The organism is Candidatus Nitrospira neomarina, from assembly GCF_032051675.1.
In the GTDB taxonomy this organism is placed as follows: Bacteria; Nitrospirota; Nitrospiria; order Nitrospirales; family UBA8639; genus Nitrospira_E; species Nitrospira_E neomarina.
Genome location: NZ_CP116968.1, coordinates 1,579,299 through 1,600,608, shown reverse-complemented (window position 1 = coordinate 1,600,608; position 21,310 = coordinate 1,579,299). Strand labels below are relative to the sequence as shown.

Annotated in this window: 25 protein-coding genes; 14 read left to right on the top strand and 11 right to left on the bottom strand. The window is 51.8% G+C overall.

Going from position 1 to position 21,310, the window contains the following annotated elements; genetic code table 11:
* Positions 1 to 30: 30 nt before the first annotated feature.
* From PQG83_RS07170 to PQG83_RS07140, 7 genes are all read right to left on the bottom strand, one after another.
* A complete protein-coding gene (locus tag PQG83_RS07170; RefSeq protein ID WP_312748211.1) occupies positions 31 to 198 on the bottom strand; it encodes a hypothetical protein in 168 nt (55 codons plus the stop codon).
* On the bottom strand, positions 195 to 413 hold the full coding sequence (locus tag PQG83_RS07165; protein ID WP_312748209.1) for a heavy-metal-associated domain-containing protein: 219 nt from the start codon (positions 411 to 413) through the stop codon (positions 195 to 197). The genes PQG83_RS07170 and PQG83_RS07165 overlap by 4 nt, the downstream gene beginning before the upstream one ends.
* 201 nt (positions 414 to 614) lie before the next feature.
* Positions 615 to 1,211: an RNA polymerase sigma factor gene (locus tag PQG83_RS07160; RefSeq protein ID WP_312748207.1), complete on the bottom strand. Its 597-nt coding sequence runs from the start codon at positions 1,209 to 1,211 to the stop codon at positions 615 to 617.
* Between the two features lie 221 nt (positions 1,212 to 1,432).
* Positions 1,433 to 2,107, bottom strand: a complete 675-nt coding sequence (deoC, locus tag PQG83_RS07155; RefSeq protein WP_312748206.1) for a deoxyribose-phosphate aldolase — start codon at positions 2,105 to 2,107, stop codon at positions 1,433 to 1,435.
* 120 nt (positions 2,108 to 2,227) lie between these two features.
* Complete coding sequence (locus PQG83_RS07150; RefSeq protein ID WP_312748204.1) at positions 2,228 to 2,491, bottom strand: hypothetical protein; 264 nt, start codon at positions 2,489 to 2,491, stop codon at positions 2,228 to 2,230.
* Between the two features lie 475 nt (positions 2,492 to 2,966).
* Positions 2,967 to 3,371, bottom strand: coding sequence for a hypothetical protein (locus tag PQG83_RS07145; RefSeq protein WP_312748202.1), 405 nt, complete (start codon positions 3,369 to 3,371; stop codon positions 2,967 to 2,969).
* 257 nt (positions 3,372 to 3,628) lie between these two features.
* Positions 3,629 to 4,600, bottom strand: coding sequence for an aldo/keto reductase (locus PQG83_RS07140; protein WP_312748200.1), 972 nt, complete (start codon positions 4,598 to 4,600; stop codon positions 3,629 to 3,631).
* A 239-nt stretch (positions 4,601 to 4,839) separates the two neighbouring features.
* Between PQG83_RS07140 and PQG83_RS07135 the strand changes: the two genes are divergently transcribed.
* From PQG83_RS07135 to PQG83_RS07115, 5 genes are all read left to right on the top strand, one after another.
* On the top strand, positions 4,840 to 5,394 hold the full coding sequence (locus tag PQG83_RS07135) for a hypothetical protein (protein ID WP_312748198.1): 555 nt from the start codon (positions 4,840 to 4,842) through the stop codon (positions 5,392 to 5,394).
* Between the two features lie 170 nt (positions 5,395 to 5,564).
* The gene (locus tag PQG83_RS07130) at positions 5,565 to 5,966 is read left to right on the top strand and encodes a hypothetical protein (RefSeq protein WP_312748196.1); all 402 of its coding nucleotides are present in this window, start codon (positions 5,565 to 5,567) and stop codon (positions 5,964 to 5,966) included.
* Positions 5,967 to 6,050: 84 nt separating this feature from the next.
* Positions 6,051 to 6,899 carry a CBS domain-containing protein gene (locus PQG83_RS07125; protein WP_312748194.1) on the top strand — a complete coding sequence of 283 codons (849 nt, stop codon included), beginning with the start codon at positions 6,051 to 6,053 and terminating at the stop codon, positions 6,897 to 6,899.
* A gap of 50 nt (positions 6,900 to 6,949) precedes the next feature.
* Complete coding sequence (locus PQG83_RS07120; RefSeq protein WP_312748193.1) at positions 6,950 to 8,002, top strand: NAD(P)-dependent alcohol dehydrogenase; 1,053 nt, start codon at positions 6,950 to 6,952, stop codon at positions 8,000 to 8,002.
* 203 nt (positions 8,003 to 8,205) lie between these two features.
* The gene (locus PQG83_RS07115; RefSeq protein ID WP_312748191.1) at positions 8,206 to 9,297 is read left to right on the top strand and encodes a hypothetical protein; all 1,092 of its coding nucleotides are present in this window, start codon (positions 8,206 to 8,208) and stop codon (positions 9,295 to 9,297) included.
* A 147-nt stretch (positions 9,298 to 9,444) separates the two neighbouring features.
* Here the strand turns inward: PQG83_RS07115 and PQG83_RS07110 are convergent, their stop codons facing one another.
* Positions 9,445 to 9,780, bottom strand: coding sequence for a hypothetical protein (locus PQG83_RS07110; RefSeq protein WP_312748189.1), 336 nt, complete (start codon positions 9,778 to 9,780; stop codon positions 9,445 to 9,447).
* Between the two features lie 275 nt (positions 9,781 to 10,055).
* Between PQG83_RS07110 and PQG83_RS07105 the strand changes: the two genes are divergently transcribed.
* The 7 genes from PQG83_RS07105 (at position 10,056) to PQG83_RS07075 (ending at position 16,342) form a co-directional block, all read left to right on the top strand.
* On the top strand, positions 10,056 to 10,292 hold the full coding sequence (locus PQG83_RS07105; protein ID WP_312748187.1) for a SemiSWEET transporter: 237 nt from the start codon (positions 10,056 to 10,058) through the stop codon (positions 10,290 to 10,292).
* Between the two features lie 83 nt (positions 10,293 to 10,375).
* Positions 10,376 to 11,581, top strand: coding sequence for an SGNH/GDSL hydrolase family protein (locus tag PQG83_RS07100; protein WP_312748185.1), 1,206 nt, complete (start codon positions 10,376 to 10,378; stop codon positions 11,579 to 11,581).
* Positions 11,578 to 12,918 (top strand): ATP-grasp domain-containing protein, encoded by a 1,341-nt coding sequence (locus PQG83_RS07095; protein WP_312748183.1) that lies wholly within the window; start codon positions 11,578 to 11,580, stop codon positions 12,916 to 12,918. Before PQG83_RS07100 ends, PQG83_RS07095 begins: the two co-directional genes overlap by 4 nt.
* Before the next feature lie 279 nt (positions 12,919 to 13,197).
* Positions 13,198 to 13,524: a YnfA family protein gene (locus tag PQG83_RS07090; RefSeq protein WP_312748181.1), complete on the top strand. Its 327-nt coding sequence runs from the start codon at positions 13,198 to 13,200 to the stop codon at positions 13,522 to 13,524.
* A 519-nt stretch (positions 13,525 to 14,043) separates the two neighbouring features.
* A complete protein-coding gene (locus tag PQG83_RS07085; RefSeq protein WP_312748179.1) occupies positions 14,044 to 14,523 on the top strand; it encodes a hypothetical protein in 480 nt (159 codons plus the stop codon).
* Positions 14,524 to 14,862: 339 nt separating this feature from the next.
* Positions 14,863 to 15,498, top strand: coding sequence for a DUF1326 domain-containing protein (locus tag PQG83_RS07080; RefSeq protein WP_312748178.1), 636 nt, complete (start codon positions 14,863 to 14,865; stop codon positions 15,496 to 15,498).
* A gap of 205 nt (positions 15,499 to 15,703) precedes the next feature.
* Positions 15,704 to 16,342: a HEPN domain-containing protein gene (locus PQG83_RS07075; protein WP_312748177.1), complete on the top strand. Its 639-nt coding sequence runs from the start codon at positions 15,704 to 15,706 to the stop codon at positions 16,340 to 16,342.
* A gap of 204 nt (positions 16,343 to 16,546) precedes the next feature.
* Here the strand turns inward: PQG83_RS07075 and PQG83_RS07070 are convergent, their stop codons facing one another.
* Positions 16,547 to 16,864: a hypothetical protein gene (locus tag PQG83_RS07070; protein ID WP_312748175.1), complete on the bottom strand. Its 318-nt coding sequence runs from the start codon at positions 16,862 to 16,864 to the stop codon at positions 16,547 to 16,549.
* Between PQG83_RS07070 and PQG83_RS07065 the strand changes: the two genes are divergently transcribed.
* Positions 16,863 to 17,501: a DUF2182 domain-containing protein gene (locus PQG83_RS07065; RefSeq protein ID WP_312748173.1), complete on the top strand. Its 639-nt coding sequence runs from the start codon at positions 16,863 to 16,865 to the stop codon at positions 17,499 to 17,501. The genes PQG83_RS07070 and PQG83_RS07065 overlap by 2 nt on opposite strands.
* A gap of 41 nt (positions 17,502 to 17,542) precedes the next feature.
* Here PQG83_RS07065 and glgC read toward each other — a convergent pair whose 3' ends face one another.
* Both glgC and PQG83_RS07055 read right to left on the bottom strand, forming a co-directional pair.
* Positions 17,543 to 18,766, bottom strand: a complete 1,224-nt coding sequence (glgC, locus tag PQG83_RS07060) for a glucose-1-phosphate adenylyltransferase (RefSeq protein WP_312748172.1) — start codon at positions 18,764 to 18,766, stop codon at positions 17,543 to 17,545.
* A gap of 125 nt (positions 18,767 to 18,891) precedes the next feature.
* Positions 18,892 to 19,392 carry a glutathione peroxidase gene (locus PQG83_RS07055; RefSeq protein ID WP_312748170.1) on the bottom strand — a complete coding sequence of 167 codons (501 nt, stop codon included), beginning with the start codon at positions 19,390 to 19,392 and terminating at the stop codon, positions 18,892 to 18,894.
* A 323-nt stretch (positions 19,393 to 19,715) separates the two neighbouring features.
* Between PQG83_RS07055 and PQG83_RS07050 the strand changes: the two genes are divergently transcribed.
* Complete coding sequence (locus PQG83_RS07050; protein WP_312748168.1) at positions 19,716 to 20,987, top strand: DEAD/DEAH box helicase; 1,272 nt, start codon at positions 19,716 to 19,718, stop codon at positions 20,985 to 20,987.
* The last annotated feature ends 323 nt before the right edge of the window (positions 20,988 to 21,310 follow it).

Sequence of the window (21,310 nt, the reverse complement as noted above, 5' to 3'; positions counted from 1 at the left end):
CCTTCGCCAGGGCTCAGGATGGCAAGGAAGCTAGGACGTTAAGGTTTCATTGATCGTTCTTCGTGGGGCGGATGTCCTGAGTTCCGCCTTCCTCTGCACCCGCTTGGCTGCAAAAGCTTGGGCCATGAAGAAATACCAATTGACCCAGGCAATTGCCGTCAGTCCACCGAGGATGACGATCCATTCGATGGTGTTCATACGGCCTCCATGCTGAGCCGGGCTTTGTAGCCTTCCTCCTCGATCGCGTGAATAATTTGGTTGGGTGTGATGGTCTGAGGATAAAAGCCAAGGGTCGCCTCCCCGATTTTCACCTGATCCACCTTCACGCCCTTCAAATTGGAAAGGATGTTGGTGATACCTTGCACACAATGTCCGCAACTCATGCCTTCAATCGTGAGTGTGAGATCTTCCATGGGAACCTCCGTCTGTTGAAATTGGTCTGTGTGTGGTGCATGTCCTGTTCGGTGTCCGACATGCCCCGTTTGCTTATATAGACGGAGCCCGGATCGAATTCTTACAGTGAGGGAATGTTTAAAGCTGAAACGGGAAGAAACTTAGAAAAAAATAAAGATGAAGGGGGAAGTGGGAGATGTAGGGAGAAGGGGTGTTGAGGCTTATTCGCAGGTGCAATTCAAGCACCCATGCTTACTGCAAATCCCGCAGGAATCTTCCAGGGACTTGCGCAAGGCCTGGCGCGCTCGATGTAAACGGACCGTGAGATTATTGGTGGTGATGTGTAAATCCTTGGCGACGGATTTCAGCGATTCTCCGGACAAATCTATCCGGCGAATGATGTCGGCATATTCGGGTTTGAGGGTGAACACGAGGCGATCCAGACAGGCACAAATCGTCGGTTGCAGTTCATCCAGCGAAGGGACCTGATGGGTGCCCAGTGTCTCGGTCTCGACAAGAAAGGCTTGAAACCGCTTGGTGTCCGTTTCTTTGCTTCGATAATAATCAATCAGCGCATGTCGAAGGATTTGGTAGAACCAGGGGACTATCCGGTCCATCTTTTTGATGGAATGGAAATGGGCCAGGGCTTTCATGAAGCATTGTTGCAGGAGGTCTTCGGCAAAGGCCGAATTACCCAGACGGCGGGTCAGGAAGGCGTGAAAGGCCTGGCGATGATCGGTTAACTGCTTCATCACCTCATCTAAGAGAGGAGGGTGTTGGGCCTCTCTCCCCATTTCGGATTTGGCTTCGGTTTTCATGTTCGACTCAAGGTTGTCGTCAACACGTTCAGGAGGGCGAGACGATAGCACGCCCGACCGGCATTCGGGAAGATCGGGTACGTCTAACGGAAGAGACGACCTGGAACAATAGCTTCCCGCTTACGCCCTGCGGGAATGATGACTCGAAAGGAAAAGGAATAAAAAGGATGGCTGGTCATTCAATATCGTGCGCGGGTTAGAAGGTTCAATGCCGACGGGCTTTATCCGGGCCACATGTGCATGATGGACACGGATGACGAACTCCCCAGGCGGGACGCTCCGGCATTGACCAACGCCACGGCAGTGATCAGGTCGCGGATGCCCCCGGCCGCCTTGACGCCCACCCGTGTACCGACAATACTCCGCAGAAACCCCACCTCTTCAATGGTGACGTGGCGACCGGTAAATCCGGCCGATGTTTTCACATAATCGGCTCCGGCCTTTTCCACGAGTTGGCAACCTGTTTGTTGTTCTTCCTTATTTAAGAGCGATGTTTCGAGAATGACCTTGACCAGGATTTTTGATCGGGAGGCACGACGCGCCACGTTCACGACGCCCTGGATATCGTCCAGGACCGCTCCATGATTGCCCGCTCGGAGCAAGCCAATCTGGATCACCATATCCAATTCATGCGCTCCGGCTTCGATCGCCAGTTTGGCCTCGTAGGCTTTCACATCCGGAAGCGTGTTGCCGTGAGGAAAGCCGATAACCGTGGCAATCCGGACGGGAGATCCCGTCAGACAACGCGTGGCAAACGGAACCCAGAGCGGAGCGACGCAGACCGTTCCGAACCCGAACGTCACCGCCTCTTCGCAGAGCTGTCGTATCTGGTCTTTGGTGGTTTCCGGTTTTAACGCGGTATGGTCAATAATTTTTGTGAATTCGTCGCGGGTCATCCTGCAGGCTCCGATGAGGGTTTCGAGAGGTGGCGATGTCCCCTCAGGCAATTCGTATGATCTGACCGTGTCGTTTGGGTACCCGGATCAGACAATAAACATGCGCTGACAGGGCATGGATTACAATGTCTTGCGAATGTTGTCGTATCCTTGTTTTAGTTCGGTCAGCACCAGTCCCAATCCGGAGGATACGGATTCGGTTGTGTGACTCGCTTCCTTTTTGACCGCTTCCATCTTGGTCTTGACGTCCTCCCACCGTGTTTCAAGTTTCGCCCATTCATCACGCGCATCCGCTTTGGCCAGGTGTAATTTTACCTGAAGCTCGTCACGTTGGCGTTTCAGATCATCGGCAATCTTTTGCAGCTGTTCTAATGAATGCCCCATGAATGTCTCCTTATCTTGAAACCCTGCAGAACCGGTTGATGAATCTTGTAATAGATTAGCAAGAAACCGGACCGGGAGTGTACTTCGCCACAATGGCGAATCCATTCATCAGTCACCCGGCGATGCCTTTGCGGTGCAGGGAGGCAGGAACCGTGTCGATTTCCAGGACTAGGCCAGGGAGCTTGGAACCTGGTCCGGTGGAGCCGAGGTTTTTGTCGGGTCGAGTAATGGTTGACGAGTGTGAGTATCTAGCAGGTGTTGAAAACCTCAAAGTTCTTCTGAGAGCTTATCGGGATCCAGAATTTTACGATCTTCCCTGAGCGAAGCAGGATGTTCAAAAAGGCCCGTCTAGCAAGGCCGCAGCCGCTTGGGCGGGCGGAGCGTACAGAGAAGTACGTGAGCACGGCCAAGGGGCGAGAACGCCACTGGCGGACCCTGGCCAGACTCAGGGCATGCTTTTTCAACACCCTGCTAGTTAAAAAGGATCTTTTTGTGCGATCGCGTCCTCCGTCTTCACTTCGTAGGGAACGATATCGCAGGTGCAGCCTTTGACCTTTCGGTCCACATACATGATCCAATGTCCGTCCCGGTTCACATCATGCCAGTAGAATAACGGCCATTCTTGAGTTTCGACGACCGAATTCCAATGTTCATTATATTCCGAGATGAGAATTTGGCGGGCGGTTTTGTAATCGACGATGCCGTCTTTGCGGAGGGAATATTCTCGAATGTAGAGGCCGGTGACAATATTGATATCTTCGTCGACCAGGTAGGCTTCATCCGGTTCGGGTGGCGGCATTTCTGCTGTGACGATTTCCCCTCCAATGAGAATAAGGGCTAAAACGATGGCGAATGCGTGAATGGGGATGGTCGTTCGCATGACATCCTCCTTGGCTTGAGGCCCTGAGCCCGACTCCACCTGGTTGTGAGTGGACTTCCTCTCTGTTCCTTAGAGCAACTGGTATGCCAAAGATGACGTGAACGGTTGGTGGTGATTCAGGGGAGGTGAACCTGTTGAGTTGAAAGGAATTCGAATGGTGGTGAGCTCGATGTGGGGACAACGCACCCGTCAATATTTTGTCGATGATTTATCCCTTTATGCACAAGTTGCAAATATTTGACACCCGGTGAGGGGTCTCACCAGGCGTAAGCTTCGGGTGCGGGACCTCCCGGTCCGGGGAAGATAGTATCCAATTTTTTCAATACTTCTTTGGACAGTGTGATGTCGAAAGTGCGCATGGCGCCCTGTAACTGGTCCAGCGTTCGGGGGCCAATGATGGGTGCCGTGACGGCTGGTTGCTGAAGAAGCCATGCCATGGCGATATGTGCAGGCGCCTCGCCGACTTCCCGGCACAGCGATTCGTAGGCTTCCAACCGTGGCCGGAATTTTTCCACGTTCTTGCGCAGATCCTCATCGGCCCGCCGTCCGCTGGTCGCGGGTTCAAGCGCCCCGGCCAGGAGGCCGCGCGCGACCGGACTCCAGGGAATGAGGCCAATGCCGTACGCTTCACAGGCCGGAATGACCTCCAGCTCAATCATGCGGTCATTTAAGTTGTACAAACTCTGCTCCGCCACCAGTCCCAGGAAATTCCGGTGCCTGGCCATTTCCTGCGCTTGCGCCAGATGCCATCCCGCAAAGTTACTACTCCCCACGTATAAGATTTTCCCCTCGCGCATGAGCTGTTCCATGGCCTGCCAGATTTCCTCCCATGGAGAGTGCCGGTCAACATGGTGCATCTGATACAGGTCGATATAATCGGTTTGGAGCCGGCGCAAACTGGCTTCACAGGCCCGCTTGATATGGAGTGCGGACAAACGGGATTGGTTGGGCCAGTCTCCCATCCGCCCGAACACTTTGGTGGCCAGGACGACTTTTTCCCGGCGTTGGCCCCCCTGCGCAAACCAACGACCGATGATCTGTTCGGTAATGCCTTCCCCCACTTCCCAGCCATACACATTTGCGGTATCGAAAAAATTAATGCCGAGCTCCAGTGCGGTATCCATGATGGTTCCACTGTCGGCTTCTGTGGTTTCCGGTCCGAAATTCATCGTGCCCAGACACAACCGGCTGACTTTCAAGCCGGATCGACCCAGATGGACATATTTCATTCAGCCCCTCCTCATCATAGATAACGCCCACAGCCGAGCATTGCAGCACTCTAGCAAGAATGAATAAATCTCTTCCAGGAGATAAGGAACACAATCGGCGGAATGGGTCTGGTGTGGAGTGCCCTGAATCGCCCCGGCCTCATCCTTAATGATTATTTTGAACTGCTTTCCCATTTGGCGTATTATGACCCGTCCTTCACGATTGTAGTGGGAGGCCCCATCCAACCCGGAGGTCCACCATGCACACGTCGATTCAATATAGCATCGATAAAGCCGATTGCATTCGATTTATCAATGAGGGGTGGTTACAGTTTGCCTGTCAAAATGCCGGAGGCCATCTGAATCGTGCGTATGTCATTGGAAAGTCCCTCTGGGATTTCATCGAAGGGGAGGAACTCCGGCAGATATACCGCCACATATTTAAAGCCGTGAGGAAGTATCAACAAGCAGCGGTTTTCAAGTTTCGTTGCGATTCCCCGGTATGTCGCCGGTATTTTCAACTCATGGTGTCTCCTCTTCAGGAGGACGAACTGATGTTTTCGACTCACCCCATTCGTGTGGTTCCACGAGACCCTGTTTTGTTCCTCGATCCCGATGTCCAGAGAGGGGAGCCCTTTCTGACGATCTGTAGTTGGTGTATGAAAGTCCATCTCCCGAACCAGGGATGGGTCGAGTTGGAGGAGGTGGTGAACTATCTCAATCTTCTTGGCAGGGAGGTTGTGCCATCCCTGACGCATGGGATTTGTCAGAAATGTAAGGGCAATATCGAGAAAGAGTTGAAAATCCTGAAGTGACCAGGTAGAACAGTCCATGGCCCTGTTCTACCTGGCGATGAAAGCCGTGTGCTCGAAAAAATCTGACATGGTGGTGTATAGTCGTTCAGTGTATTCGTGGACAAAAGGACGCAAATCTCTGTGACCGGTTGTTCGTTGGGAGATTTATTATTGGTCAATTGGAGGGTAGTATGGCCGTAACAAAGAAGTCGATTCGTCAAGCAGCTAACAAACGCACTCCTTCTTCCCCAAAGAAACAGGCGCCTTCTCGCAAAAAAGGACCAGCCACCTCCAAGAAAGGACCAGTCTCCTCCAAGAAGAAAGGGACCGCTTCCTCCAAGAAAGGGACTGCATCTCGAAAAAAGGGGACTGCCTCCAGAAAAGCCACGCGGCCTCAACGCGTGGGTGTCTCTCGTGCACCGGGAGGGATGGCCAAAACCGTTGAGTCTCTCACCGAACGCCTCGATATCATGCTCCCTGAAGTCATGTTCCGGATTGCCGCAATTGAGCATCTCTTAGTGAAAAATCAACTGTGCCTGTATGAGGAACTCACCAATGCGCGACAATTTATTCAGGAACAGGAACGTACGTAATCGGGATGTTCAGGCCAGAGACCAGGCTCGAATGGGAATAAGCGGGATGGACGATATTCACCCCTTGATGAAGAAGGGAAGGTTATGAGCGTCGATTTCAAGGAAACCCTTGGACATTATATGCAGCGCGATCTTGAAGGGGTGAGCGAAGACACCTCTGTCGTGAATGCGGCCAGTCTCATGGCGGCACGACGGATTGGCAGTCTCGTGGTCTACCCGGCAGGGCAGGAGTCTCACCCTTCAAAAATTATCGGGCTTATTTCAGAGACCGATCTCCTTCGCCGGGTGATCGCCCAAGACCTGACCGCGGCAGGAACGAACGTGGGGCAGATTATGGCAAGCCCGGTACTCTCTCTTCCCTCCGATCGCCTGATGCTGGATGCCAGCCATTTCATGGAGAAGCATGGCATTCGACATCTTTGTGTGACGGAAGGGGAAACCATTGTCGGCCTGATATCCGTTCGAGATCTGGTGAAACATTTTGTGTATGCGGAGAAGGGGCCGATTCGGGATCTTGATGATGTGTATCGGCCTCTCAGTGTGCTGATGCGGCGGGATATTGAATCGATCGATCGGGAAGCGACCCTCATCACCGTCGCCAAGCGTATGACCGACAAGCGGATCGGCGCCCTCATGGTGACGCAGGGTGGTGAGGTGGTGGGAATAGTCACGGAGCGTGATCTGGTCCACAAAGGTATGGCGCAGAACCAGGATCTTGCGCAGACCAAAGTGGGTTCGGTGATGACGCAAACGCTGATCGATATTGATATCAACCGGACGGTGCATGATGCCAGCGATCTCATGGCCGAAAAAAATATCCGGCATCTGCCGATTACGGAAAATCATGCGATTGTGGGTATTTTGTCTGTGAGGGATCTGATGCGAATGATTTCCGTCAGGGATCGCCCCAGATTTCTCAACAAGCCATCATAAGACTTCTCACCCATGGCCGGATTGAATTCTTCAATTTAAGGAGCGCACCGATGGGGGCAACCCAAGCCTATGCCGCGTTGCAAGCCGGAGCCTTACTCGAACCGTTCAGCGTTAACCGGCGACCGGTCGGGTCGAATGACGTTCTGATCAAAATCCTTTATTGCGGAGTCTGCCACTCCGACATTCATCAGGCGCGAGACGAATGGGGTGGATCCATCTTTCCTCTGGTCCCGGGGCATGAGGTGGTCGGGACGGTGACCAGGGTGGGGGCAGGTGTTAAGAAGTTTCGTGAAGGAGAGACGGTCGGAGTCGGATGTTTTGTCGATTCATGTCGCACCTGTTCCTCATGTACCCGTGGCGTAGAGCAATATTGTGAAGCGGGCATGATCCTGACCTACAACGGTCTCGACAAAGACGGCCGGCCGACTTATGGCGGCTACTCCAGCGAAATCGTGGTGCATGAATCATATGTGCTCAAGATTCCTCACTCCCTTCCGCCGACAGGTGTCGCCCCGCTGTTATGTGCCGGAATTACCACGTACTCTCCCTTGCGGCAGTGGGGTGTGGGGAAAGGCCATAAACTTTGTGTGGTCGGGCTCGGGGGGCTCGGTCACATGGCCGTCAAATTTGGTAAGGCATTTGGGGCGGAGGTCACCGTCTTGAGCCGCACGGACATGAAGCGAGGGGATGCGGAGCGTCTTGGGGCGACAGGGTTTGCCGCGACTTCGCAGGAAGGGGCCTTGACGCGTTTGGCCCGTCAGTTTGATTTCGTGATGGATACGGTCTCTGGTACCCATGATTTCAATGCCTTTCTGGGGTTGCTTAAAACTGATGGAACGTACATTTTGGTCGGCGCGCCGAGCGAACCGCTCTCCGTTGAGGCGTTTGCGCTTATTATGCGGCGGCGGCGTCTGGTGGGTTCCCTGATTGGCGGAATTCGTGAGACGCAGGAAATGCTGAATTTTTGCGGGGAGCATGGGATCACTTCCGATGTGGAGGTCATTCCCATTCAACAGATTAACGAAGCCTATGAACGGGTCCTTAGTGGGGACGTCCGTTTTCGTTTTGTCATCGATATGGCAACCTTAACAGACAGCCCCTAGTAACGAGAGCTTATGTGTGTATGGCCGGCAACTTCGGGAAGGATATCTTTGGCTCGCCAGCCCGGTTGCGGTAAGAGGAGGAGATGTCGGTTCACATTCCCCTTAAGAACAACTAATCTTTTTTCATAAAATTCCTCTTTCTCCAAAAAAGAGGGTTGCGGTTCCATTAATCTCTGGTACTCTTGCTCAAAAGGGAGATTGCCATGATGGGAATAGTGGTGCATCTCGTTATCCTTCTGGTGCTTATTTTTCCGACGGACAGTGTGGCCCGCCGCGCCTCTTTCACACCTGAACAAAAAGCACAGCTCTCCCGCATTCAAACCATCCGGGTTTCCGCCCTGGCGCTGACCGAAAAGGGTTTCACCTCGCACGAGCTTATCCTCCAGGTGGTTCAGCGGCGATTCGAAGAGCTGGGATTTCATGTGGTCACGGATGCCACTCAACCCCATGATGTGGAATTCCACATCATTTGCGAAGAGCGTAAACACCAACAAAGCGTCGCTCGCTTTGGCGGAGATAATGAGTTGACCAATACGCCCGACCGACTCTGGCATGGCCCGGCCTGCCAATTATCGTATCTTCTTGAGGGGAGGGATCTGAGTTGGCACAAAGAAGTACATCCCTCAATCGAGCAGGATTCTCATATTCTGCGAGAGGCGCAGGACGTAGACTCCGGAGTGGCTGTTTTTGAGCAACTCACCAGGGAACTTGAACGGTTTGATTTTCCGGTTATGCTCCTCAGTGAATGGGGGCAAACCCATCGACTGGTGTCCGTGCTGACCAATCCCGAGACGTCCCCAACCCGTCAATTGATTATTCTTGATTTGCTCCGTCAGTTCCCGGACCCCGAAGCCCTTCCGTATCTCCTGAAAGAAGTTGAACAGGGGCAGGCTCCGGAGCAAGCGATTGCGGCCATTTCCGGTCTTGGACTCGAGGTCGTTCCGCACCTGCAAGAGCTGTTCGAAAGCCAGGACAGACCGGTCTCGATTCGAGCGGCGGCAGCCAAGGGATTGGGACGGATTTTACGAGCCGAAGGGGATCTTGAGGTGATGACGATTCTGTTGACGTATCTGACCAACGCCACGTCGAAAATTCGGTCTTCTTCTGATATTGAATTTCCTGTGCTCACTGAAGTCGTGTGGGGAGTTGGGTCCATTCACCATAGACCGACGGTCGCACTCATTAACAACCTCCAAGACCGACTGTGGCTGATTTACGATAACTCACCGGAGATGAAGAAATTACGGGATGTGGTCAGTGTCGTCCACAAATATCAGGATTTCAATCAGCTTTGAACAGTGGATGTCAGTGAAAGGACGTGACAGTCGGGATTGGCTGAAGAAAGAAGACACGCTGAGAGACTGTTGCATCGTTCTCGAGTTCCACCAGTTTCACCCCTCAGCATTTCCTTACGGAGCAATCCGGAGCACACCGGATCGCGTTCAACAAGCCCCTATTCCCACTTGGGTTGGGGGAAGAAGGGGCCCCGCCCATTGGCCTTTAATGCGCTGAACATCCACCAGATTATTCGGCGGACCAAGATCGGCCATGAGTTTGGTATCAATCCGGCCATGTGTCACATGCAACAGTTGTGGTTCACTGACGCCCGGCGCTTTAAACCAATACCATCCGGGACAGGCAGGTGTGGTGTGGTTCCAGGTTGGAACCACATGGCACAGGTCATGTTCCAGTTTCGCTTGAACCTGGTTTGCGTCATGCTGTCCCAATAATGATCGAATGCCTGCATACAATGCTTCCGCATGGGCTTGCAAGGTCATTGGATTGAGAATCCCTTCGTTTGGAGATTTGTAAAAGATCGCTACACACCATACGGCATTTTCTTCCGGCGATTCAACGTTCCCCATGAACCGCAACGAAACTGAGGGGCAGCTGAAAGAAGGGTTTTCTATGTCAATAATCTGTAGAGGATTTTTGCGGGAAGCCGGTCGGTATATGGCACGTTTGGGTAATTTAACCCGAGTGCTTCACTGAACAACCCGCATCGGCTAATGGGAAACATCACAGAGGAGGCCACATGGATTGAGTGACGGTTATGGGATCTGTCGCGGGAGCCTGCACGACCTCGTCGTTTCTTCCCCAGGCGATTCAAATTGTGAAAACTAAACATGCCAAAGATCTTTCCCTGAGTATGTATTCGATCTTAACTTCGGGCTTGATGCTCTGGAGCGTCTATGGCTTGATCAATCATGATTGGCCGTTAGTCATCGCCAATATGGTGACCCTGTTTCTGGCTGGTTGGATTTTTGTCCTGAAACTCCGGTACGGGTAGAGTGCAGTTATGGGGAATGTTGCCCTTGTTTTAGAAGGTCGGTTTTGTATGATGATAGGGAAAAATGAGGGGGATGAGAGCGGGTGGTAAGGAAGTGGGCAGCAAACCTCGCATTAGTCTTCATGGGATGTGGAATTGCCTTTGTCCTCGTTGAAATCGGTCTTTTCCTTTTCGGAATTTCCTACCCCTCTTTCTTTATAGCTGACGACCTGACCGGCTATGCTCATAAACCGGGGGCTGAAGGTCTTTATTCTAATGAAGGTGAAGCCTACATTCGGATCAATAGTATGGGGCTGCGCGACCGTGAGCACACTCTGGAGAAGCCTCTGGGGACCTTCCGGATTGCGCTTCTGGGCGATTCCTTCACGGAGGCGATGCAGGTTCCGGCCGAGCAGATCTATGCGGCCAGGCTTGAACACGAGTTGTCAGATTGTCCCTCCCTCGCCGGGCGTCAGGTAGAAGCCATAAATTTCGGTGTGTCCGGCTTCAGTACAGCCCAGGAATTACTGGTGCTGCGTCATAAAGCTTCTCTCTATGATCCGGATCTCGTCCTGCTGGCCTTGTATACAGAGAACGATATTCGTGGGAACCTGAGAGCACTATACGGGAAAAACAATATCCCCTATTTCATCATGAGCGGCGGGCGCCTGGTCCTCGACAATTCCTTCCATCACACGATGGAGTTTCGGCTTCAACAATTTCCGCTGAGTGCCGAAGCCTTTGAAGTCTCCCGCGTCCTACAGGTGTTTCGCCACGCCAAATACAAACTCAAATCCTTTCTGGAGGAAATGGCCCAGCAACAGCAGATGAAGGACTGGGAAGATCCCGCTCTTCGCCTCGATCTACTGGTCTATCTCGACCAGCCGGACCCATCCTGGGAACATGCCTGGAAGATTACCGAACGATTGATCGTGCAAATGAAGCGTGAGGTAGAAGAGGGGGGACGCCGGTTCCTTCTTGTGAGCCTTTCGAATCCCGACCAGGTTCATCCCGACGTGCAACATCGACAGGCATTGGCCCGTCAACTTGGCGTACCGGATCTTTTGTATCCTGATCGTCGCATCCAGGCTTTGGCGAAACGGGAAGATACCGAGTTATTGAGCCTGGCAGAACCTCTCGCCACTTATGCTGAACAGCATAATGTGTTCCTGCATGGATTTCAGAACAGTGAATTGGGGAAGGGCCACTGGAACGCCGCCGGTCACCGGCTTGCAGGGAAGCTGATGTCCGAAAGGATCTGCCGGATGGTGGAATCGACAGTTTCGGCGAAAGACATACAGGCGGAATGACACCCATTATTTCCACCCTCGGCGGGTCTGATGTGACGCACATTTTTGTGCATGATCCGGTCGCACTTTCAAAGAATATTCCCCTAGAGATGCGTCCTCCCAATGTCCGTGGCTACGACCAGCGCGCGCTCGTCATGGCCAGGCCGCACGATGTGGTCTGTTTGACAGGAAAGGTTGACCTGTCCTATTTGGGATTTCTGCACGAGTTGGGTGTCGGGCCGGAACTGGGTAATATCATTGAACTTGAATCAGGCCCTGTCTTTGGCGAATGCCTCGACAATGATCTCTTCTGCCCCTCTGTCGACTCCTTACACAGAATTTGTGAGCGAATCTCACCCCAAAATCAGGTCGTTCTGAATCCGGATGCCGTGTCGCAGAAGGGGTATGTGATGGCCCAAGCGTTGGAGACCATCCTTGGCAGGACCGTGAAGTTCATGGGTGGCAATCCTGAGGTGACGGAGGCGGCGAATCTCAAACACGTGGCGTATCGAAAGGCTCAGGAACTTGGTATTCCGGTTGCTCGGGGCGAAATCATTGAGCCGTCTGATGGCCAAGCCAAGAATGTGACGATGCTTCGATCGGCAATTCGTCGTTACATTTCTGAGACCGGCCGGGTGATTATTCGATCCGCCGAAGGACGGAGCGGGTCCGGTATCTTTCTTATCGAGGATAATACCGAAAGCGAGCGACAGGCAATGGAGCTCATCTCTCAAAGGCCCTTATCACCGGGCTATCTCGTGCAGGTATTGTATGAGGTCGCGTTCTCCCCTAATATTCTTGTCAATGTCCAGCCTGATGGGGGGGCGGTGACCGTGGTCGGAATATCCGATCAGCGCTTGAACCTTCATCTGGGACATATCGGAAATGTCTTTCCCTCCGGAGCACAGATGCTGAATGACATGAGTCGGGCTGCTGAAGCATTGGGACGATGGCTGCAGGAGGATGGCTTCACAGGGTTGGCCGGGTTTGATTTTGTGGAACATGCGGATATCCGGAACGGAAGAAGACGGTGGTTTTTTGCAGAGATTAACGCCAGGTCGAATGGTTCCGTCTATCCAACTTTTTTGATGGCGCATCTCAACGTGCGTCAAAGGGACAGCGGTTTCCCGGTGATTGGCGCTTTTTTTTCTATGCTTGCCAGAATTCAGACCGTGTCTTTTTCAGAGTTTCGCCATGTGTTTGACGCAGGGCTGTTCAATCCTCGCACTGGCCGCGGGATGATCCCCTATGGATTCTGCCAACGACAAATGTGCTGTAATATAGTATTCCTGGGACCCACAAGACATGAAGTGAGGGCCTTGCATGAGGAGTGTGTTGCGCAATTATCAGGGCGATGACCTGAGGTCCCCCCTGCCGGATGATCAATCAAGATCTTCCCTTCTCGTGTGCAATAAACCACTCTAAGCCCTGCTATGGTTGATCCTGTATCTTCTCTCCGTCCTTCCCGCGGTGCCGGTTGGATTCCTCTGAGACCAATTCGGTCCTTCCGCCACCTTTCTGAGGGGAGCGGTATTGACGGCTGTCGCACTGCTCGGGTTTGTTCAACATAATCCGGAAACCCTACATCCGAAGCGAGGGTAATGGTGCCTTGTGGTTTCAAGGAATAAGGAGAAGATATGAATACCCTCTATTGGTACGCAGGCGCCGCGCTGGCAGAAATTAGCGGGTGTTTTGCCTTTTGGGCCTGGTTACGACTGGGGCGATCGGGTTGGTGGACGGTTCCCGGCATGGTGAGTCTGCTTGTGTTCGCTCTCTTATTGGCGCGAACGGAAGCTGCCTTTGCGGGTCGGGCGTACGCCGCATATGGCGGAGTCTATATGGCGGCCTCTCTCTTATGGCTCTGGGGTGTTGAACAGATCCAACCGGATCGTTGGGATTGGCTTGGGGCCGGGCTGTGTCTTGTCGGAGCGGCGGTGATTCTTTGGGGACCCCGTCCCGCATAATAAATGGGAGAGTAATGGATTTCGCGGTGGGTGGATTAGTCAGGTTGGCGGATGCTGAGGGGGGAATCTTCTGAGCGTTGACGAGGGGGTGTTTCCTTCCGCCTCGTCAACTCGCGGATCTTCGCCTATTGGGCACGAATGCCCTATGCTATTTTTTACCTTTTTTCTCGGCCCGCTTTTCCTTCATGGTTTTCGCTGGCTTTTTTTTGGTTTCTTTGCGTGCGTCCTGGCTTTTGCCCATGGGTGTGCTCCTTGTGTTGTTAATGGTGCGGCTTTTCTATGGTGTCGTTCGGAGGCGAATGGTAGCGAACCTGTGGGAAAAAGTATAGATGGTGTGGCACTTCATTGTGTGGAAAGAGTATTAAGGAAAAATCGTGGGAGATTTTTTAATGAAGAACTGACTTTCCGTACTTGTACCCAGAGACACTCTCTCCTAAAATAGCCATTGCTAGAGGTTTTTAGCCGTTCACCTTCGGTCTGGATCTAGTGAATTGTGTAGGTTTTAAAGAAGATCCTCTAATGAGGAGCCAACAAATTCTTTTGAGAATATGGGTAGTGCTTTCATTAATAGTTTCAGGTTGTGTGAGTGGTGGAAATCCTTCTGTTATGGATCAAGAACTCACTGCGCAAATCCAACTCAACACTTCCACGAAAGAAGATGTAAGGCAGATTCTCGGACAACCTAATGGAGTCTCTCGTCATTCTGGAAGCTATTCTGCCATTGCAGGATTGCCGCTCTCCATATCTCAGTCCAACATAGAAGTATGGAGTTATTCACACATGAATGTTGACGTAGATGCGGCCACTTTTATTCCCATTGTGGGTTTCTTTGCTGGTGGTGCCACTTCAAATATGAGCACATTCACTGTGGTCTTTGATGAAAATGGCATCGTCCGGCACATTTCAACCACCCAAACTCAAGGGCGCTCAGGGTTAGGGGCTGGAAGCGAATCGAAACCTATGAAACCTGTAAAGGAATGTCAGGAGATAGATTGCTAAAGTAGTGCCTCGTAAATTTATTGATATACTTCTTTCGCCCTGGGTATGTTGAGGAACTAAATTCATCAATTGAATTGCGTTGATGACTTGACAATCTCCCCACGAACAGGGTGTAACGCAATTTGCGAGACACTACAATGATAGGTCTAACGGGTTGATTAAGCATGTCTATTGTCTCACATCAATGCGGTGCATCGTGCAAATTATAATCGGCTTGCCGGAGGGCTTTTGCTGCGTTGGGTGACGACGATCATGCCCATTCGGTCTCATGGGAGTGGCATGGTAAAAGCTGGGCATAATTGAGAGGGTGTCTGACATTGCTTACGAAAGGAGCGCACAATGGCTGATCAATGGATGCTGCGTGGTGTCGAGTTCGCCAATTGCAACTGTAGCTATGGATGTGGATGTCAGTTCAATGCCCCCTCGACGAACGGATTTTGCGAGGCAATGGGCTCGGGATATATTGAAGAGGGGTATTTCAATGACACGCGTTTGGATGGATTGAACTACGTCATGCTCTTGCAATGGCCAGGGGAAATTGCCCAAGGAAATGGAACTCAGCAGATTTTAATCGATGCGCGAGCGGATGCCTTGCAACGCGAAGCACTTCGGAAAATTCTACATGGCGAGGCGACCGCCACGGGAGCTACCCACTTTTTTGTGTTCAATAGTACGATGTCTAACGTGTTGGAACCCCGGTTTGTTCCGATTGATCTCTCCATAGATGTGGAGGCAAGACAGGCCACGGTCCACGTGCCGGGCTTGGTGGAATCGAAGGGGACACCCATCTCCAATCCTCATACCGGAAGAGATCATCGCGCCAGAATTAATTTGCCGGAAGGATTTGAATATACCGTGGCCGAAGTGGGCAACGGATCGACCAAAGCTCAAGCCGGAATTACATTGAACCTGTCTAATAGCTATGGGCAATTTAATATTCTTCACATGAATCAGGATGGAGTGATCAGAGCCTGATTGTTGAGCGATGTGTCTATCCTTAGTAAGGAAGGTGATTTAAGGTCGATGATTGTTCCCTCTTTTCTTCGTCGAACTTGCTCTGAATCCTGCCCTATCCTAAATGGTTGAAATATGTCAACTCTGTGCTCGCTAGATCTATACAATTGGATATAGCCGCTGTACTACTATTTTCGTGATGATAAATGTAGGTGAAAGGAGAGGTATGTCACAATCCCTCGATAACGAAAAAGAGGGGCAGTTGCCAAGTTTTTCCGAGCAAATGTGCACTATGTTCAATTTTGATAACAAACAACAGTGGCTGCGCGATGCAGATTTAACCTATTGTGCCGCTCGACATCTTTTATTTGCCGAGAATGTTTTCTTCCGTTCCCCGGTGGGTTACCTTCTTCACCAGGCTGTAGAGAAGTATCTCAAGACACTTAGGAAGGTGTTATCGCCTGATATTCCTGAAAAGCAAGGCAGTCATAATCTATGTGCCCTCCACAGTGATGTAAAGAATCAAAAAAAATGTCTCGATGTACCTGAGGTCAAAAATGCAATATCGGACTTAAACATTTTACAGCAATGGCGTTATCAAGATAGGCCATTGAAACAAACGCGCAAGGCCATGGACGACGGGCTGACTAGCGCTGACCTTCTCGTTGCAAGGGTTCGCACAGAGATTCCAGTAGAGATTCGGTTCCAAGGTCTTCACCGAATTCTTCAACTGTCCGGTACACATGGCGAACTATTACTCAACGCATTGTTGGCAAACAACTCTCAAAGAGCTCACTGGGAATCAGATCTTTTTGGAATAAGTAAAAACATAGACAGAATAATCAAAGCAAACCGAAATCTATAAAGCTAGGAGTATTTGAGATCCAGGCCGGTTTCGGCTGGATGGCGAGTGTTATATTTGGAGTGGTGCCGAAAGCCCCGTGTGAGCGAAACACTTTTTCTGCCACGGACTACGCATCGGGGTTCTCATTGAAGTCGCCGATATTTTTGGGTAAAGGAATACGTTTCATTGTCACAAGGATGGCTGTTTCTCTTCGGTTCTCTTTTTCTAGGCTATGCCAAGGCCGAGGCTTGGAGGGATTTCGATGCCGAGTCCCATTTCCTGGTGAAGTAGAGAACGTTCTATCAGAAAAGTGTCCGGTTCCCGGTTATTCGACCTGCCTGTCAGTTGCTGATTGTTCCAGGGGTTCTTATAGTCCATTTCCATGAACCCCTCTTCTCCTCCTTCTTTTCCTATGTTACCCAAGCGTGATCGAATCACGATTCTCTCAGCTCTGATTGGGATAATTTTTTTGTCCTGGATGTATGTCTTGTATCTCTGGGCGAAGATGCCCATGATGAATGCTGATGTGCCCGGGGCGATCATGCAGTTACATTCATGGACGCCGGTGGATTTTGTGCTTGTGTATCTGATGTGGGCTGTCATGATGGTCGGGATGATGTTGCCCGGTGCTGTCCCGATGACGTTGTTGTATGCAGGCATGGTTCGCAAGGCCGAACGGCAGGGTTCACTCATGGCTCCGACGGGGGCATTTGTGGCCGGGTATCTGGCTCTATGGAGTGTCTTTAGTATAGGCGCGACTGTCGTGCAGTGGGGATTGCATGCAGCGGCCATGCTTTCGCCCATGATGGTGGCCAAAAGTCATGTGGTCGGTGCCGGGCTTTTAATTGTCGCTGGGATGTATCAACTCACCCCGTGGAAGACTGTGTGCTTAGAACATTGTCGGGCTCCCGCTCACTTTATTGCCGAGCATTGGCGACCGGGCACTTCCGGCGCGTTTCGATTGGGGCTGCATCATGGTGCATTTTGTCTCGGCTGCTGCTGGGCCTTGATGGGGCTGTTGTTTGTGGGTGGGGTGATGAATGTGCTCTGGATCGCGGCGATTACGGTCTTTGTGCTTTTAGAAAAGATCTTGCCGGTCGGCGCCTGGAGCGGAGGATTGGGATGGGTGGCCGGTATCGGCCTCATTATGAGTGGGGTAGGCGTATTGGTTCTGGCGTAATGAGTTGTCAGTTTCGGGGATGTGCCCGTTTCACGACTGCTTCATTCTTTTGTGGATGAATCGGGTGTCACGACGACCACGCCGTCTTCGGTGACAGGAAAGCGTTGGCGATCGTGCTGGAGATCGTGCCCGATGACGGTATCGGGGGGAATGACGACGCCCTTATCGATGATGGCCCGTCGGATACGGGACCGGTCGCCGATTTTGACATTTTCCATGATGACGGAATCGTAGACTTCGGCATGATGCTCGATGTGGACGTTGGGTGAGAGCACACAATTTTGCACCAGGCTTCCGGAGATAATGCAGCCTCCTGAGACGATGGAATCCAGTGCCATGCCTCTGCGCCCCCCCTTGAACTCATCGGCAAAGACAAATTTTGCGGGCGGGTATTGGCCTTGGTACGTGCGGATGGGCCAGGCCTCATCATAGAGGTTGAGGTGGGGATCAACTCCGACGAGATCCATGTTGGCTTCGTAGTAGGCGTCCAGGGTACCGATGTCCCGCCAGTACTTGACCTCTTTTTTGTTTTCATCTTCAAAATTATAGGCAAACACTTTTTTATTGTTCTGAATCATGTTGGGAATAATATTTTTCCCGAAGTCATGGGCCGTGGGCATTTCGGAATCTTTTCGCAGTTCCTCATAGAGGTGGTTTGTGCGAAAAAGATAAATGCCCATGGAAACAAACGCATGCGTTGGGTCATCAGGTAGGTGAAACGGGTTGGCCGGTTTTTCTTCAAACCGGGTGACGCGATTTGATGAATCTACCCCGAGGACCCCGAACTGTCGAGCTTTTTCGACCGGCCATTCAAGGGCGCCCACGATGGCATCCGCCTCCGTGTCTTGCATGAACCTGAACATGTCGGCATAGTTCATTTTGTAAAGATGATCTCCGGCCAGCACCAATAAGAAATTCGGGTGTTCCTGTTCCAGCAAAAATAGGTTTTGATGGACCGCGTCGGCTGTGCCCCGGTACCACTCGGCGTTGATACGTTGTTGCGGCGGGATGGAAAAGATGAATTCGCCCAGCTCCGGGTTGAAAATCGACCAACCTCTTCGGATGTGGCGGTCCAACGAGTGGGATTTATATTGGATAAGCACGGCAATTTTGCGAAGCCCCGAATTGAGGCAATTGCTCAAGGTCACGTCGATAATTCGGTATTTGCCTCCAAAGGGCACCGCAGGTTTGGCCCGGTGTTGGGTGAGCGGGAGGAGCCGTTCGCCACGGCCACCGGCAAGGATCATGGTATAGACATCAATCATGGGGGAAACCATGATATCAAATGACCGGGATGGAAGGAATGGGTTGGGGACGGTACGGGCTGTTGTTTGGCCGGCAAGCCCTGGGCAGTCAATACATGTTGGTACTTGGAGAGGTTTTGTCTGATTTAAGCTTGCTTCGCCTTGGCGTTGAGGAGTGCTGTGAGGTCTGACTCAAGGTCTGAGGGTTTGGTTGCGGGGGCATAGCGTTCCTTGACCGCCCCGGTTTGGTCTACCAGAAATTTCGTGAAGTTCCACTTGATGGCCTCTGATCCGAGTACTCCCGGTGCCTCGGCTTTGAGGTATTTGAAGAGGGGATGAGCATCGGGCCCATTGACGTCCACTTTGGCAAACATCGGAAAGGTCACTCCATAGTTGGTTTGGCAGAACGTGAGGATTTCTTCGTTCTCACCCGGGTCTTGGCTTCCAAATTGATTGCAGGGAAATCCGAGGATCTCCAGTCCTTGTGGATGATATTTTTTATAGAGATCTTCCAGCCCCTGAAACTGAGGGGTGAATCCGCATTTGGAGGCCGTATTGACGATCAGTAAGACCTTACCCTTTCTGGTGGCGAGGGTTTCATTCTCTCCCTGAATGTTCCGGCAGGTGATGTCGTAAATAGTACTCATTGGTTGTATGCCTTTACAGTGCTTAAGTGGATGAATGGGTGGGGTGTAACATATGACTGGATATTCAACTTTCAATCGTAACATTTGAATGGCAGGCTGGGCACGCGAAAGACCAGGAAAATTTGACAGAATATGGATTGTCCTGTAACCTAAGGTCTGTTCTTGTCGATTCGGTCCGACGACGGGAACATTCAATTAATCTTCGGGCCCCGCGATCGTATCGCGACCAGATCCTGCTCGGAGCGGACTTCCCACCTGATTCTGCTTCACTCGGTTTTCTGAACCCGCTTACATACGATCCTTGTAACAAAAGGAATAGTTTTATGTCTTCAACTGCGTTGTCACAGTTTGGTGCGCTTGGTGTGTCTGCTACTTTGGTTGGGGTGTTGAATAAGCTCGGTTTAACGGAACCGACCCCGATTCAAGTACAGGCCATCCCTCCGGCTTTGGAAGGTCGGGATGTGTTGGGGTGTGCCCAGACCGGAACCGGAAAAACCGCCGCCTTTGTCATTCCTATCATTGAACGTTTGGTAGATGGTCCTAAGGGCCACCCTCGTGCGATGATTTTAGCGCCAACCCGGGAGTTGGCATTTCAAATTCAAGAAACCGTTGATAAGTTCGGGCGTGTGCGCGGGATCTTTGCGACCACGCTGGTGGGTGGTGCTGATATGCATGCGCAAGTTCGTGGATTACGGCAACGTCCCGATATCATCGTCGCGACGCCGGGTCGCCTTCTCGACCATATGTGGCAGGGGACGGTTTCGTTTACCAAGCTTCGGATGGTGGTCCTCGACGAGGCCGATCGAATGCTTGATATGGGGTTTGCGCCTCAGCTCAATCAAATCATTGAGGCATTACCGGAAACCCGGCAAACCTTACTCTTCTCGGCAACCATGCCGAATAATTTGGCTGATTTGGCTCGGATGTCACTCAACGATCCGTTTAAAGCTCTGGTAGCGAAATCGGCCACACCGGCTGAAGGCGTCACCCATACGGTGCATCACACTGCCAATTCCGATAAAACCTCACTCCTGCTATCTATTTTAAAGGAGACAGAGGGGTCAGTCCTTGTCTTTACCCGGACCAAACATCGTGCCGACCGGATCGGGGAAACCCTGGAAAAGGTCGGTTGTCGCGTGGCAGTGTTACATGCGGGACGACGACTTCCCCAACGCCGTGCGGCGTTGGAAGGGTTTCGCCGGGGACGGTTTGAAATTTTAGTTGCGACCGATATTGCCGCCCGTGGGTTGGACGTGGACAATATTCAACATGTGATCAATTATGATTTGCCTCATGTACCGGAAGATTATATCCATCGTATTGGTCGGACGGCGCGGAAGAATACCAAAGGTTGGGCCACAAGTTTTGTCACCGGTGAAGACAATCGTTCGTTACGAATGATTGAAAAATTGCTGGGGAAGGCGGTTCCCTGCGCACCTGGAAGCCGTCCGCCAATGCCGGCCATTGCACCGGAGAGACGTGGGCCTCGGCCTAATTCCGCGGGTAGAGGATTTGGTACTCCTCGATCGGGGAGCCCTGGCAGGCATGATCGACCGGCTGTTCGTCGACCGCGTCCGTCTACCTTAGCTTCCTAACACCCCACACGCATGCTCTTTGTTGATTTGTAAAAGAGTCCTTGCGAGTTTTCCTGAAGCCCGGATCATTCTGGTCCGGGCTTCATCGTTTTTGAAATGTCTCGGTCTCTCCTCTTCCCTTGCCTGGTCTTTTTATTCCAAGTCATGCCTCCACATCGTTCGTGGTCATGTGACTGTAGAAAGCCTGTGTTACAGGTTTCTCGTCTGAAAAAGTACAGCGCTTGTGCCTCGTACTGTGCCTATGGTGGTCGGGGACCCAAACGAAAAACGGGTTTGGTTTGGGGATCGCATTTTTTAGGGCCAGTCATGGTTCTTGTGGGGAA